This is a genomic window from Granulicella sp. L56, from assembly GCF_009765835.1.
Taxonomy (GTDB): domain Bacteria; phylum Acidobacteriota; class Terriglobia; order Terriglobales; family Acidobacteriaceae; genus Edaphobacter.
The window spans coordinates 2,487,369-2,502,492 of record NZ_LMUS01000006.1; the positions used below are offsets into that span (position 1 = coordinate 2,487,369).

A 15,124-nucleotide genomic window follows, 5' to 3' on the forward strand; every position below is an offset into this window, starting at 1 on the left:
TGCAGGAGCTGGGGAAAGAGTTCGAAAAAGCGGCTCCCGTTCTGGCCGGCACTACTCTGGTCGCGCAGGTCTCGTTGCTCCATTCTTATGAGAGTCGATGGGCCATTAATTGGCAAAGGCACAATCAGCATTACGATCCGATTGAAGCGATCAAGTCATTTTATGCCCCGCTCAAACATCAAGCTGGAAACGTCGACATCGCATCGCCAGACACTGATTTTACGCACTATAAACTCGTGATTGCACCGGCACTCAATCTTCTGACTGAAACACAAGCTACGCGTCTGATCGCCTACGTGCAAAATGGCGGTCACCTTGTGTTGGGACAGCGAAGTGCCATGAAAAACGGAGAGAACGGGCTGGAGCGTCAACCCGGTCCCTTCCACGAGCTGCTGGGTGGCCAGGTTTTGCAATTCTACGCGCTCGCCGATCCAGTCCCTGTCAAAGGCACATGGGGAAGCGGTGAATCGCGTTTGTGCGCTGAACAGCTGAAAGTAGAAGGCAGCGATACCGATGTCTTGCTGCGGTATCGCAGGAGCAACGGATGGCTCGATGACCAGCCAGCTGCTGTCACACGCGTGGCCGGCAAGGGAAAATTACATATATAGGTGCATGGCTTGACACTGCACCCATGAAGAACGCAGTTCGTGGATGCTGACGGACAGCGGTGTAAACAAGTTTGAGCTGGAATTGCCCGATGGAGATGAAGGTTCGACCCTTAGCGGCGCCGGAAAGAAAATCTTGATCTTGGTCGACGTCGCGGACGGCGCGAGATCGGTTGCACTTCCTCACCCAATGTTCGATCTCCTTACTAGAGAGAGGAAGAACACAATTAAGTTGGATCGATTCGACGTGGCTGTCCTCAAGGAGTAGTACAAGGGTAAGTGGCTCATCGCTGTGAGCGCTGAATTTTCATCTGCACTCGGGTGCCGACGCCAACCTCCGACTCGATCGAAAAGCCTGCTCCAATTCGCGTCATCCTTTCTTGCATGCCGATGACTCCGTAATGAAGGCTGTCGTCCCGAAATCTCTCCCGCGAATCGAATCCGCGCCCGTCATCCATGATGCACACATCTAGACAACCGTCTGTGTACAGGAGCGTCAACGTGCAGGAATGCGCTTCTGCGTGCCGGGCGACGTTATAAAGAGCCTCCCGAACCACCATGAGCACTTCATGTTCATGTTCAGCAGACAGAGGATAGGGCCGTCCGCAAATCGACACCGATACAGGAAGCGAGAAGTCTTTACGAAACTGTGCCGAAAGTTCGCGAAGACGGGAGCTTAATTCGACAGATGTGTGCTCACTCCTGAGGTTCCACACCGCCCGTCTCGCGTGATCGATTGTCTCTCGCATCTGCGCTTTTGCGTATCTAAGGAGCGATGCTTCATTTTCCGTTTCGACGTTGACAAGCGTATGAGCATCCAGGAGCGCGAAAACGCTCGTGCAACCTTGAATCAAGGTGTCATGAAGCTCCCTGGCCATTCTGGCACGTTCCTCCAAGGCGGAACGATATCGGAGCCGCAGGATGTGCAAACGCCATAAATGAATGGGCCAAGCCATCGCAATGAGACATATAAGGGAGAGAATGCGGAACCAAGGTTTTTCATAAACATGAGGCAGTTGAACTATTGTCAAACCAGTTTGCCATGTCCTGCCTGGCTGAGTGACGTCAAAGACCCGGACGGAGAATGTATGAGATCCGGAAGGAATATTGGTATATTCGGCCCTCTCCAGGCCATTGGTGGGCACCCAATCCCTGTCAACTCCATCGAGTTTGTACTGGTAACGAATGCTGCTCGGTGAGTACGGCATCACCGTGAGAAAATGGATAGAGAGCCGCATGGTCCCGGGCTTGAGACTTACGGATGATGATGGAGAAAGTTCGGCGCCATTTGCCACAATCTCTTCAATTACCGGCTGAATGGCGACGTTTCGCATATGGAAAGTGATCGGCATTCGAATAGGTCCGTGCAGACCTGGTAGCCAGACATGACCGTCGTCACTTACTGCCCCAGCATCTTGAATCCCCCCATATAGCTGTGCACTATTCAATTCTGAATTGGGCACGAAGGAACTTAACGGGAACCGCATTTCAGATATGTCCGCTGGATCGAACGCGCTCTCTGGCGCAGTTAGAACTCCGACGGACGTACTGATCCACAGTTGATGCTGAGTATCCTCTAGAACCTTCAATATTCGATTGATCGGCAGGCCCCGGCCAACATTCCAGTGAAAGATCCGGTCCCTGCGCATGAGATAAAGGCCCTCATTTCCAGAACCAATCCAGATGTCTCCATTCTGAGCTTGAAGCAGGCTCCAGACATGAGCGCCGGCTAACCTTTGCGGATAAAGGTTGGATACATCACGTCCATTTCGTAGCCACGTCAGCCCCTGATCGGTTCCGATGAGCATATCGTGGTTGGGCAATTCGACCATATCCCGAACCGAAGCATATCCCATAAGTTTTGTTCCCCGAACCGAACCACCGGCAAACGTGAATCGTGTAAGTCCACCGTCCGTCCCGATCCAGACGCTTCCATCATCTGCCTGACGAATGACGTTTATGAAGTTGTTAATGAGTCCTTGCAGGAACCCGAGATGAAGCAAGCGTCGATTTTGATACAAATAGACGCCCGCCCCGTCCGTCCCGATCCAAAGACGCTCCGCCGTGTCTATGAAGACATTGTGTATCGACACTTGCGATGGCAGACCTGTAGGTAGGACGCGTTCAAGATGTTCATTATGATATCTGTAGATTCCTGAGTAAGTGAACCACAAGGAACCCGACTTGTCTTGAAAGACGGTGCCGGAATCGGCAGTTTGTGCTTGCTTAATCGGTAATGTGCTAACTTCAGTCTCCCGCATCTGCAGCAACCCTGTCTGGGTCCCTATCCAGAGATCGTGATTTGAATCGCGGAAGAGGCAAAGAGCTACTTTGTTGTCTGCATGAGGGGGCAGATCGATCTGCTCTGGTTTTAGTCCCACGAACTTAAGCAACGCGCGTTTGGTTGTCGCCACCCAAAATGCTCCGTTGGCTTCAGTTTCGATATCGCGCACGGTATCTTCCCCTATATAAAGGGGCACAGTGGATGGGATTGGATCGCCCTGATCTTGTCTCAATAAGAAGAGCCCACCTACGGTTCCCACTAACAAACCTGTCTTTGAAAGCTCGTGTATCGTCTTAATATTCAGCTGCGAGGAGCCAATCTCTAGCAAGACGTCATGTGCCACCCCGTCAACATAATGGACGAGTCGCGATCCGCCGATCCAGACGGACCCATCCTGGGCGAGCAAGACTGCTCCAACGGTGATTCGCGGAAAAGCCGAGGTCGCGTCCAACCTCGATACTATTTTCCCGTCATAAAGAAAAACGCCGTCGTCAGTTCCGATCAAGATCGATCCACTTGATAGCTCACAGACGCTTCTGACGAATCCATTCGTCAATCCAACGCGCTTGTCGATTGATGAGAAGCGGCCATCCTTGAGACTAACAATCCCTCCACCATCGGTTCCAATCCAAAGAGAGCCATCAGATCCACTTGCCAGCGCAGAGATATCGTCTTCGTGGAGTTCTGGGGTATTCGTGTGATCGAAGGTGCGAAACCGGGCGCCATCAAAGCGCGCTAGCCCATTGGATGTTGCTAACCATAAATAGCGGTCAGGTGTCTGTGCAATCGCATGGATGGTGTCGTCAGGCAAGCCTTGGTCTGCTGTCCACTGTCGGAACACCGTGTTCTGTTTTGGGAATATCCGCAACTGCGCGCTGGCTGGCGGAGCCATCCCAAAGAACATCGTTACTATCAACCAGACGAGGAACTGAATCTTATGCGTCGCGAACTTCATCGTTAATACGGTGCAGCTGAACGATCGATATTCGTCCGCCGCACCGCGAGTCCTCCAGGCGCTGGAATGGATCGGAGATGGCTGCCGAGCACTATCGTACGGCATTCATCAGAATGAATCATCGCCAAAACCATCGAATGTTTGCCAGTCTTTCGTATAGGTTGGATCTTTCCTACAGTGGATAGACTGAGCGCGAGGTATGCGCCGTTGAGGAAGCCGCTCTATACATTGATCTTTGTCATGTTTCTTGGGATCGTCTTCCGGCCTTGCCATTCAACAATAGGCCTCGCCCTTGCCCAAGTGCGGGACTCCCGCCGAATCGATCCCGTGTTTACAGAAATAGAATCTCTTAAGAGTCGATATGACCAACGAACCAAGAGTGTTACCTTGCTCTGTCAGAATGGGAAATCTGCAGTGAGACTCGGATTCAGCTCGATCAATCTCGGGCCGGCGACTGCAATTCGTATTCACGTACACAATTTTAGCTCGAATCCGTTGCGACTCTTCGCAGAGCTAAATAACTCATTTTGGGTGATGAACTATAGCATCGATTCTCCGCAGAAGGACGATGAAATACTCGTATATATACAAAGGAAGGAGTTTGAGCCGAAGTCTCTTGCGTTGGCCTACCCCAATATGAATGGAATCCCCGGGGGCCAAATGGGCCTCTGGCCCGATGCCGACATCGATGCCACGAATGTTCATGAACTTACTCTATTTACCTTAGACGAGCTGCCACAACCTGCACGAGTTGCAATTAAAGGCATAGAGCTTGTGGACGCGGCAATCGAACAATCTAATTTAAGCAACTCGAACCAACCAATCATCGATGAGTTCGGGCAGTATAGCCGCGCCACCTGGCCAGAAAAGATACGTACAATTCACGATCTCAAACAAGCCGCAAAAGAACAGACTCGAGGGAATCGAGTCTTCCAACAAGAACGCGATCAGTACGGAGGATGGGCTCAAGGACCACAACTAGATCAGACCGGACACTTTCGTGTCGCCAAGATCGGCGAAACGTGGTGGTTCGTCGATCCAGCCGGGAAGCTCTTCTGGTCAGACGGGGTAACCGGCGTTTCATTTGCCAGTCAGACGGATGTAACCCGGCGATCACAACTCTTTCGTCATCCGCCTTCTGATGGTGATTTTTTGCATCGAAATCTGGCTTGGAAATATGGTGCGGAGTGGGGCAAAGTGGTTCAAGGCGTGACATTCGAACGATTCCGTATGTGGGGTCTGAATACGATCGGCCCGTGGTCTGAGCCGGTGATGACTAGTCAACGCAAAATGCCGTACACCATAGAGATATCATCAAAAGATAAAAATGGCCGTATCGATCCTTATTCAGTAGCGTGGCAAACTAGTTTGCGCGAAGCATTGCGTGCAGAGCAACTTGAAGCCAGCGAAGATCCGTGGTGTGTCGGCGTGTTCGTTGACAATGAGATTCACGAGACAAATCCTCGATGGTGGGAAGCGTACTACACAAACGTCGAAAAACTGATGAAGGAGAATATGCCAAAAACTCTTTATCTTGGCAGTCGTCTCGACTATTCTTCTTATCCGGACGTTGACGCAAACAGAAAACAAATAGTCGAGATCGCGGCAAGGCACACCGACGTTCTTAGCTTCAATCTGTACCGTTATACGCTGGAAGACTTTACCTTGCCGAAGGATATCGACCACCCCGTAATCATCGGGGAATTCCACTTCGGTGCGCTGGATCGGGGCATGCTGCATACCGGCCTGAGAAGCGTGAAGTCTCAAGATCAACGCGCCGAAGCCTATTTGCACTACATGAATGCGGCCGTCACGAACCGCTCGATAGTCGGTGCACACTGGTTCCAGCTATATGACGAACCCACAGCGGGGCGTTTTGACGGTGAGAATTATCAAACCGGTTTGATCAGCATTACTGATACGCCGTATGATGAAATGATTGAAGCCGTCACTAAAGTGGGTACGCACCTATACGCGAACCGCTCTACCACCGCTACATCGCACTAGAGCGCATGCTGTCAGTTGACGAAACAATCCGGCTCGTTATTGTCGAGGACCACCCCTTGATGCGCTTGGGGGTCAGAACTATGCTTGCCTCTCATGCAGACATGATAGTAGTTGGCGAGGTTGGAACCGGGACCGACGCGATCAACCTCTGCAAGAAGGAACGGCCAAATGTTGTCGTCGTCGATCTCGGTCTCCCAGATATGAGCGGAGTTGCCGTCATCAGAGCGGTAAAACTATTTTCTCCCACGACACAATTTGTCGTCCTAACGACCTACGAAGGGGATGAAGACATCTATCAGGCGCTAGCTGCGGGAGCGCGAGCCTACGTTATCAAGGGCTTGCCTCACAAGATGTTGGTTGACGCTATAAGGCGTGTGCATTCTGGCATCAACTATCTGCCAGAACCTGTCGGAGTTCGCCTAGACAATCGGACTACTGATTCAGATTTGAGCGCTCAGGAATTTAAGGTTATCTCTCTCATGTCCACCGGGCGCAGCAACCGGGAGATAGGTGAGGCGCTTGGTATAACTGAAGCGACAATAAAGTATCACGTCAGCGAGATCCTCGCGAAGCTTGAAGCGAATGATCGCACTCACGCAGTTGTGATTGCGCTCCAACGGGGCATTCTGCATCTTTGAGCCCTCATGGTTTTTGCGTTCATTCGACTTTCGTCTAAAGCGATTTCTAGTGTCGCCCCCTAGTATTATCGCGATCTAAACAACGGGGTTAAAGCGTCATCACAGCCATGTGTAGCGATGCGGCCCCGCCATCCCAATAGGGTCGGAGAAATTCATGAAGAACCCGCTTCTGACTGTTCGGCGAGCCTTGAGAATTGTCGCGACCGCTGCACTTTTGAGCTCAACCCTCACCGTCGCCCAAATGAATCTTGCGATTCTGAGCGGTACAACCATCGATCAGGATGGCGCCCTTATTCAAGATGCACAGGTCACGGCCCGGAATACCCTTACTGAGGTCGAACGCAGAGTGGAAACAGGCAAACGCGGAACGTTCCGGTTGCTTGATCTCTCGCCTGGGACTTATGACATTAGAGCGAAACACCCCGGCTTTGAACAGGTCGAGGTGTCAAACGTTGCTTTACACATTGGCGATGAGCGAAAGCAATTACTAAAGATTACTTTTGGGAGGAACTATGAAAGTGCCAGTGAGGAATACGTCAAGCCAAATAATCCACACCTTCTTCATATTGTGGATCGCGATTCTCTGCGGAGCTGAGTTTTTTGCACCGTCCGCCATTCACGGTCAGATGGATCAGGGAACTATTACAGGTGTAGTGCAGGATGCCTCCAGTGCAGTCATTTCTCAATCTAATGTCACGCTCACCAGTATCGATAGCGGACTTGTCTTGAAGACAACGACTGACGCAAACGGCATCTACACCTTCTCGCCCATCAAAATTGGAAACTACAGCGTAAGCGCGAGTTCGCCCGGCTTTGCGGTCACGACACAAGAACACATCCATCTCGACGTACAGGCTAGATTGAATATCGTGCTCATTTTGAAGCCGGGTGCTGTTTCGGACACGGTCACGGTCAGCATAGCACCACCGCTATTACAGACTCAATCAGGCTCCGTCGGACAGGTGATGAGCACAGAGGTGATTAACAATATTCCGTTGAACGGACGGAACGCCGTGTATGTCGCGCAACTGGCAGCCGGTGTGGTGCAAGGAGTGGGTGGAAGAGGGGTTGGTACGGGGGACTTTTCCGCCAACGGCCAGAGGCCCACGCAAAATAATTTCATCTTGGATGGTATCGACAATAACACCGCTGTTCCCGACTTCCTAAATGGATCGAGCTTTGTTGTGAACCCCCCCCCGGATGCCCTCGCTGAATTTAATATCCAGACCAACAGCTATAGCGCTGAGTTGGGTCACTCGGCGGGTGCGGTGATGAACACAAGCGTAAAGTCGGGAACAAACCAAATCCACGGAAGTCTATGGGAGTACATTCGTAATACCGCATTCGACGCAAAAGACTTCGACGCCAAGACAATTCCTGCCTATCACGAGAACCAGTTCGGAGCTACGCTCGGGGCGCCAATTCTTAAGAATAAACTGTTCTTCTTCGGCTATGCTGAAGCCAACCGGATTGTCTTTGGACAGACGTTTACACAATCCGTTCCGACAGCACTCATGCGAACAGGAAATTTCTCGGAACTGTTGAACCCAGCGCTCACCTCGCAGGGAGCAACGGTCACCCTCTATCGACCGGGGAGTGCAGGAACTCAACTGCTTACATGCAATGGTCAGCAGAACGTAATCTGCCCAAGCAGCATCAATCAAGTTGCGCTTAATCTTTTGAAGCTCTATCCGCAACCGAATACAAACGGTGCCAATCTGTATAACAACTATGTGGTCAATACAAACGCCATTGCGAATAGCTGGCAGTGGGGAACGCGTCTGGACTTGAATATAAGTCCAAAAGATCAGACCTTCGTTAGATTTAGTTATTTGAATGCGCCCAGCAACTATCCATCGCCTCTCGGTTCTATTCTTGACGGAGGTTCTTACGGAACGGATGGGAAGATCATCAACCAGGCGGACAACCTAGCCTTCAGTGAAACCCACTTGTTTTCGGCAACATTGATCAATGAAGTTCGCTTTGGCTATAACTACGGCAACTTCGGGTTCCAGCAGGCAACATTCAATACACCTGATCTCGCAGCGTCTCTGGGACTGGGCGGCATCCCCAGTGGAGGGGCGCTGGGCGGCGGTCTTCCACTCGTAACGTTGTCTGGAATAACGGGTTTTGGGCAGCCAGGCTTTTATCCAAACCATAAGAGTGAAGACGTCTACCAAATCCTCGATAACGTGACGAAGATTCTCGGAAATCATTCGCTCAAGGCCGGCATCCTTCTACAAAGTGTCCGCTTTCCATTCTTTTCGCCGCCCAATGCACGAGGCACCTATAGCTTTGGCGGCTTCTTTACCTCTAATCCCGGAAAGGCCAATACAGGCTTTGGAGTAGCCGATTTTCTTAAAAACGAGATGACTTCGGCATCTGTACCGGCCTACCAGCATCTCGACTTTTCTCATTGGACACGTGGAGCCTATTTTCAAGACGATTGGCGAGTAACAGATAGACTCACGTTAAATCTCGGCCTTCGATATGATTACTATCAGTCTCTGAAAGAAGTGGCTGGGCAGTTCGCGAACTTTTATATGCAGGCCTTCGGGCCGGCGAGTGGACAAGCGACGCTTACCTACACCAAAGCCCAGGAAAATACGGCACTATCGCCTGTGTTTCTGAACCTGCTTGCCGCGAATCATGTGGCGGTCAACTATACGGGAAACGGCTCGTTGGTCAATGGACAGGATTTAACTTTCTCGCCCCGGTTCGGCTTTGCTTACAGCATGGATGACAAGACGGTGGTTCACGGAGGCTTTGGTATCTTTTTCGGTGGCATTGAAAATACGGGTGGCCCGGAGACCTTGCAAAACTATCCGTTCCAGTTCACGTCAAACTTTCCTCGCGCCGCTACCTGCACAGCAGGGAATTGCGCTGCGAATGGTATTACGCTTGAGAACGGCTTCTCTTCCTTTCTTTCTGGTGGCCTCCTCAATCTGATTGCAACGCCTTCGTTTGCAGGTTCGCAGCCGAATATAAAGAACCCTTATACCGAGTCGTACAACCTCTCCGTTCAACGAGCAATCACCAATGATCTGGTAGCAACGCTGGCGTATGTCGGTGATGTCAGCCGTCATCTGGTCGTCAATGTGAACACAAATTCGGCTGCGGCGCTGATTGATCCGCGATTGAGTACGCAGACAGTTCAACCGTTTCCTGCTTTCGGGAGCGTTGGGACAAATGAGTATGCCGGTGTTTCCAGCTACAACTCGTTGCAGGCAAAGCTGGAGAAACGATATTCGAACGGGCTCAATTTTCTGGCAACCTACACGTGGGCTCATTCGCTCGATGATGCAAGCCAGCCTCTGGGAGGAATAGGATATCGCGGTATCAATCTGATCGGCATCGGCAACGACTACACGAACTCCCAGGCAGATGCAAGACACCGGGTAACGTTCAACGGGTACTATCAACTTCCGTTTGGAAGAGGGAAAAAGTTCTTGTCGCGTGGAGGCATTCTGAACGCCATTGTCGGAGGCTGGGCATCCGATGTGCAATTTACGGCGCAAACAGGATTCCCGTTCAGTGTTAGCACGAATCTTGGCAGCGCTGGACCGAATGGAGGAAGCGCCAACGCCATTCTGGTACGCAATCCATTCGCAGCGGGAGGAACCCCGGACCCCAGCAATCCATCGATCGCCTGTGCAGCGGTCACGCGGACCAGGGCGCACTGGTATAACCCCTGCGCGTTTGCAAACCCGGTACTGGCCTACCCCAATGCCCAAGTGGCAGGGAGCCCGGTAAGCAAAACGCAAATCACCGGGTTGGCCGCGCTGCCGTATCTGGGGGGACGATTCAACACGATCCACGGCCCAGGCTATGAACGTGTCAATACCTCTCTGTTCAAGCGGTTGCCGACCTTCCGCGAGCAGTATTTCGAACTGCGCGCAGATATCTTCAACGTATTAAATACTCCAGCTTATGGAAACCCAAGCACAACCAGCAATGCCTCGACTGGTGGCCAAATTACTGCGCCACGAACATTCCAGAGTTTCACTCCGGATGCGCGCTTCATTCAACTCTCCGCTAAGTATATTTTTTAGTTAGCGGAGGGTTTCAACTCTCGATCAACATAAATTCAGAAGAACCCAAAGGATGGTGAGAATGAGTGAGCAACCAAAATCGAGTGCATTTGCCACACGCCGCGATTTTCTCCGTAACGCTGCGCTGGCCTCAGGCGCGGTAGCCACTGTTGCTTCAAACACCGCGGGGGCAGATGTGCTAAACACTGCCTCCGCCCGGCAGCCGAACGTTCTGATGATCTGTGCTGATCAATTTCGTGCCGACTTTATAGGTGCGAGCCACGAAAATCCTTCGGCCAGGACGCCGCACATCGACGCTTTGGCCAAACGTGGTGCGAACTTCAAGCAGTGCATATCGAATCAACCACTCTGTTCGCCTTCGCGAGCCTCTTTCATGACGAGTCGGTATGCAACGGAGACTGCTGTTTGGAAACTCGGATTAGAACTCGATCACTCCCTGCCGACCATTGCGACAGAGTTCCGCAAGAATGGTTACACCTCAAATTTCATTGGAAAGTGGCATGTTTCGCAGAGCGAACTGGCAGATGGGAAGAAGCAGATGGGATGGATTCCACCCGGTCCATCGCGCGGCGGATTCGACGATCTCTGGGAAGGTGCGAACGTGCTTGAATTGGTGTCCCATCCCTATGAGGGAAATTACTGGGACAATAGCGGAAAAAACATTGGCTTCAAAGATGAGTACCGCGTTGACTTCATCACGAATCGGGGAGTGAAGCTGATCGAGCAAAGGCACGACAAGCCCTGGTTCCTCTTTCTTTCGCAACTCGAGCCGCACCATCAGAATGACATCGACGAGTTCGTTCCGCCGAAGCGGTACGAAGATAAGTATGTCGACCCGTATATCCCAGAGGATTTGCGAAATCTACCGGGAAACTGGCGCTCACGAATCCAGGGTTATTATGGCTGTGTTCAGGCAATCGACGATTGCATCGGCACCCTTGTTGATGCGCTGGAGAGAACGGGCCAACTCGATAACACCATCATTCTTTTTTTCTCTGATCATGGCTGCACCTTCGGCACTCGCCTTGGCGAATACAAGCGCTCGCCGCACGAGTCTTCAATTCGCGTGCCGTTTGTCATTGCAGGCCCTGGATTTGACCAGTCGGCCACAATCGATAAAGTGGTCTCACTGCTCGATCTCGCGCCGACGCTGCTAGATGGGGCCGGTATCAAGCCTGTCACAAGCATGCGCGGCAAGCCGCTGAAGAAGTTGCTCCAGGATCCGAAGATTCGTAATGGCTGGGATTCCACAGCGTATTTCCAGATCAGCCAATCGATCTGCGGCAGAGGCATTCGCACCAGTGATTGGTGCTACTGTGTTTTTGATCCCACAGTGCGGTCTGGTGAAGCGGAATTCAGCAAACAGTATCAAGATTTTGCGCTTTACTCCATTGCCGGCGACCCAGCTGAAACGTTGAATCTCATTGGACGTCCCGAATACAAAGAGATTGCAAACCAGCTCCGCGCGGAACTCGCGAAACGCATCATCGCGGCCGGTGAGCCAGAGGCGACCATTACACCTATTCACTACTACGCATAGGTGGTTGCAGAACTTCATCCCAACCCACCATGATCTTATGGTGTTTGGCGACGATCTTCTGGAGGCGTGAGGTGAAGTAAACCTGCAGGGCAGTGCTGTCTTTGAAGCCATGCTCGCGCATGTACTGCTGGATATGCGGATTAGTGGCCCATTCGGTGACAGCATCCTCGGCGCCCCCTCCAACATGCAGGTAGGCGTCCGGGAAGAGAGCGCCCATCTCACCGAGAAAGCGATCGAGAAATCTGTAGGTGCTCTCTCGGGTGGGGTCCATCGAAGAGTCTTCGGAGGGCTTACGCTCGCGGCCCCACTTCTCTCCGAATTTTCGCTTCAGATGATAGGGGCCTTTGCCGTCAGCGAGTTCGGGATAGCCAACGCAGAGAGAATTTGCATGACTTGGCATCTCAAACTCAGGCATAACGCGGATGCCGCGATCGCGAGCATAGGCAATGATGCCGCGTATTTCGTCCTGCGTATAGAACTGTCCATCGGATCCCATGCCTTGCAGTCTGGGATAGAGCTTGCTCTCCACGCGGAAGCCTGGTCGTCGGAGAGATGCCAATGCAGCAAGTTGAGTTTCACTGCCTCCATGGCATCGAGATTCTGTCGGATGACGTCGAGCGGTATGAAGTGCCGACCGCAATCGATCATCAGCCCGCGCCAGGGGAAGCGCGGCTTGTCTTCGATGACGATCGACGAAACTGCGAATCCCTGAGGCGTTGGGTGAACCATCTGCAGAAAGGTCTGGAGGCCGTGGAGGACCCCGAGCGGATTTGGGGCTGAAAGAAATACATGGCTCGGGGTAACCTCGAGGCGGTAGGATTCCTCTTCTCCCAACTGCTGTACGGGCGCGCTCGCAGCCTTCGTCTCCACGACAAACTGAGGCAGCTTCTCAGATGAAGGAGCCCAGCGCCGGAGGCCCGTCAAACTCATCAGGGTTTCGAAGAATCGCTGTTTCGCTCGCTCCAAGCGCGGTTCCTTGTACCCGGTGAAGATCATGTCGAATCCGCCGTCCAGGACGAACTGGCCATTGCCGGGCGTTGCATGCATGGGGAGAGGCATGACGGAAAGCGGGGAACGCGCCGGTGTGGCGACTTGCGCCCACGCGGATGTTGCAGGCGGGAGGTTCCCGATGGCCCAAGTGCGATTAGAGCAATCCATAATTTTCTAAGCGGCATGCTACCTCTGTGGTGTTCGAGTCTGGCATTGCGCGTCATCGAAAGATCGACGTGCGGGCCTGCCAGGTAAACCATCTGCGAGACATCAGAGATTAACCGCTTAACAATGTGCTATATCTAATCTTCTCTTGCGGACGGAGAGGAGATATCTTTTAGTCCTCTGTTCCGCACGCACGCTGGAATTGATGGTCGTCCATTGGCGAGCCAATCGGGAACCGTTTCGTTTCATACTGTTATTACTTTGGAGAGATTGATGTCTTCTGTCTGGAACCTTCCACTACGCTCCTCCGTCGCAGCCCTCGCGGTTTGCTCTTTTCTTTGCGCCCTTTCCTTACCGGCGCACGCGCAGGATGGGGGCGAGTATCGTATCCGTGTGGATCAACCGCAGCACGTGATCCGGGGATTGGGGTTTGAGATTCAAAGCGACAGTATTGGCTCACTGAACCAGGGAATGCCAGAGGAGGTGGTGGCGGTTCCCCACGATCTGACTTCGGCAGAAAAGGCACGCTTCTATCGAGAGATGCTGCACGGCTTCCGGTATTCAAGGCTCGCGCTGGGACTATATCTGCGCGGCCTGGACGCAGATCAGAAGCACATTGTGGAGCGCTATCCGGGCCAGATGGACGATCTCCGTGCGATGCAAAACGCCTCTGGAATTGAGGGCTTCGATGTAGAGTACTGGTCTCCCGCACCATTTTGGAAGGACAGCAAGAGCTTCTATGGTGGAACGGTGGCTGGCCACGATGCGAAGTTCTTCAATGCGTTCTCTGATGCGCTCGTGCAGGATGTGCGCTATCTGGAGGGACATGGTCTGCATGTCGTACAGTGGGGCTTGCAAAACGAGCCGGTGTTCGGGATGAGTCCGCTGGATGGAAAGAAGGTCAAGGCGGGCGAGCGGCCGAAGATGCCGTACGGAATCATGTTCTACAGCCCACAGGATTATGCCACCACGCTGAGGTATACCGTTCCCAAGCTGCGTGCCTTGAAGCCGAATTTGCAGATTCATGCCAATAGCTGGGATGGTCCGGCAGGGAAGTATGCGGAGGAGATACGAAAAGACCCTGAGTTGCTCAGAAATATCGATGCCTGGACGTGGCACCAGGTGGGTTCGAACTCCAATGCGCAGATTGACGATCGGGCGAAGTACATCGCCGGCGCGGGAGGAAAGCCTGTTTATTCCAATGAGTTTGAATATCAACCTGCGGCCCTGAAGAAGATCGACTCGCCATTTATGAATACGGGGCAGTCGCTGATGAATTGGATGGTCTTTGAGAACTCTCCGACCTGGTACTGGCTTCATGCGTTGAAGCCGGTGACGAATCTGGAGGCGAGCGGATACGCCCTCGGCTTCTGGCGTCCGGTCGGTGTGCTGAAAAATAATCTGCGGCCAACTCTGAAGGCGGGACACTGGGAGTTCAACCCGCAAAACTGGAATGCGCTGGCAGGATTCCTAAAATATCTGCCGTGGGACTCGACACGCCTCACGGTAGATGAGAGTACCGTGCAGCACGACCAGCGTGTGCTGGTATGGAAGAGCAAACAGGGAAAGCTCGGCATCGCTCTTTCGAACCGAGGGCCGAAGGCGTACACCTTTAATATCAAGGGAGCCGAACACCTGACTCTGGTTGGGCATCGCTACACGGTGAAGAAACTTAATGTTTCTCTGGGAAGAAAGAGCGGAGAAGAGGTCGCTATCACAGTGGAACCGCAGTCGTTTGAGTTCTGGATCGAGCGTTAATGCTGAGCCTGAGAGACTAACAGGGAGTTCTCCTCTTGAGGACAGGGTTATGGCTGGATCGGAAGGAGAGGGAGTTTCAACAACTGGCGACCGGCAGACCGGGCATAGTAGTGAGAAGATATTGCGAGAG

The 15,124-nt window shown here is 52.5% G+C and carries 8 protein-coding genes and 1 pseudogene; 7 read left to right on the forward strand and 2 right to left on the reverse strand.

The window, feature by feature from the left end:
* A partial coding sequence (locus GSQ81_RS18120; protein ID WP_174237975.1) for a beta-galactosidase trimerization domain-containing protein occupies nucleotides 1–608 on the forward strand: 608 nt, incomplete at its 5' end.
* A 281-nt stretch (nucleotides 609–889) separates the two neighbouring features.
* Here GSQ81_RS18120 and GSQ81_RS18125 read toward each other — a convergent pair.
* Nucleotides 890–3,844, reverse strand: coding sequence for a sensor histidine kinase (locus GSQ81_RS18125; protein ID WP_158912013.1), 2,955 nt, complete (start codon nucleotides 3,842–3,844; stop codon nucleotides 890–892).
* Between the two features lie 414 nt (nucleotides 3,845–4,258).
* On the opposite strand from GSQ81_RS18125, the gene GSQ81_RS18130 reads away from it, so the two are divergent.
* The 5 genes from GSQ81_RS18130 to GSQ81_RS18150 all read left to right on the forward strand — a co-directional run bounded on the left by GSQ81_RS18130 (nucleotide 4,259) and on the right by GSQ81_RS18150 (nucleotide 12,081).
* Nucleotides 4,259–5,851 carry a hypothetical protein gene (locus GSQ81_RS18130; protein ID WP_158912014.1) on the forward strand — a complete coding sequence of 531 codons (1,593 nt, stop codon included), beginning with the start codon at nucleotides 4,259–4,261 and terminating at the stop codon, nucleotides 5,849–5,851.
* Nucleotides 5,852–5,856: 5 nt separating this feature from the next.
* The gene (locus tag GSQ81_RS18135; protein ID WP_158912015.1) at nucleotides 5,857–6,489 is read left to right on the forward strand and encodes a response regulator transcription factor; all 633 of its coding nucleotides are present in this window, start codon (nucleotides 5,857–5,859) and stop codon (nucleotides 6,487–6,489) included.
* 154 nt (nucleotides 6,490–6,643) lie between these two features.
* Nucleotides 6,644–7,084, forward strand: coding sequence for a carboxypeptidase-like regulatory domain-containing protein (locus GSQ81_RS18140; RefSeq protein WP_158912016.1), 441 nt, complete (start codon nucleotides 6,644–6,646; stop codon nucleotides 7,082–7,084).
* Nucleotides 7,002–10,541 carry a TonB-dependent receptor gene (locus tag GSQ81_RS18145; RefSeq protein WP_216846477.1) on the forward strand — a complete coding sequence of 1,180 codons (3,540 nt, stop codon included), beginning with the start codon at nucleotides 7,002–7,004 and terminating at the stop codon, nucleotides 10,539–10,541. Before GSQ81_RS18140 ends, GSQ81_RS18145 begins: the two co-directional genes overlap by 83 nt.
* A gap of 214 nt (nucleotides 10,542–10,755) precedes the next feature.
* A complete protein-coding gene (locus GSQ81_RS18150) occupies nucleotides 10,756–12,081 on the forward strand; it encodes a sulfatase-like hydrolase/transferase (protein WP_254060321.1) in 1,326 nt (441 codons plus the stop codon).
* On the opposite strand, the pseudogene GSQ81_RS20395 reads toward GSQ81_RS18150, so the two are convergent.
* Nucleotides 12,062–13,239: pseudogene (locus GSQ81_RS20395) on the reverse strand (beta-N-acetylhexosaminidase). The gene GSQ81_RS18150 and the pseudogene GSQ81_RS20395 sit on opposite strands and share 20 nt — an antisense overlap.
* Before the next feature lie 270 nt (nucleotides 13,240–13,509).
* Here GSQ81_RS20395 and GSQ81_RS18160 point away from each other — a divergent pair.
* Nucleotides 13,510–14,994 (forward strand): hypothetical protein, encoded by a 1,485-nt coding sequence (locus GSQ81_RS18160; RefSeq protein WP_158912019.1) that lies wholly within the window; start codon nucleotides 13,510–13,512, stop codon nucleotides 14,992–14,994.
* Nucleotides 14,995–15,124: the final 130 nt, after the last annotated feature.

What these genes read in the sequence shown, in the direction of transcription:
- GSQ81_RS18160 (WP_158912019.1), top strand. Translation starts at nt 13,510, where the DNA reads ATGTCTTCTGTCTGGAACCTTCCACTACGCTCCTCCGTCGCAGCCCTC.
- GSQ81_RS18140 (WP_158912016.1), top strand. Translation starts at nt 6,644, where the DNA reads ATGAAGAACCCGCTTCTGACTGTTCGGCGAGCCTTGAGAATTGTCGCG.
- GSQ81_RS18135 (WP_158912015.1), top strand. Translation starts at nt 5,857, where the DNA reads ATGCTGTCAGTTGACGAAACAATCCGGCTCGTTATTGTCGAGGACCAC.
- GSQ81_RS18150 (WP_254060321.1), top strand. Translation starts at nt 10,756, where the DNA reads ATGATCTGTGCTGATCAATTTCGTGCCGACTTTATAGGTGCGAGCCAC.
- GSQ81_RS18125 (WP_158912013.1), bottom strand. Translation starts at nt 3,844, where the DNA reads ATGAAGTTCGCGACGCATAAGATTCAGTTCCTCGTCTGGTTGATAGTA.
- GSQ81_RS18145 (WP_216846477.1), top strand. Translation starts at nt 7,002, where the DNA reads ATGAAAGTGCCAGTGAGGAATACGTCAAGCCAAATAATCCACACCTTC.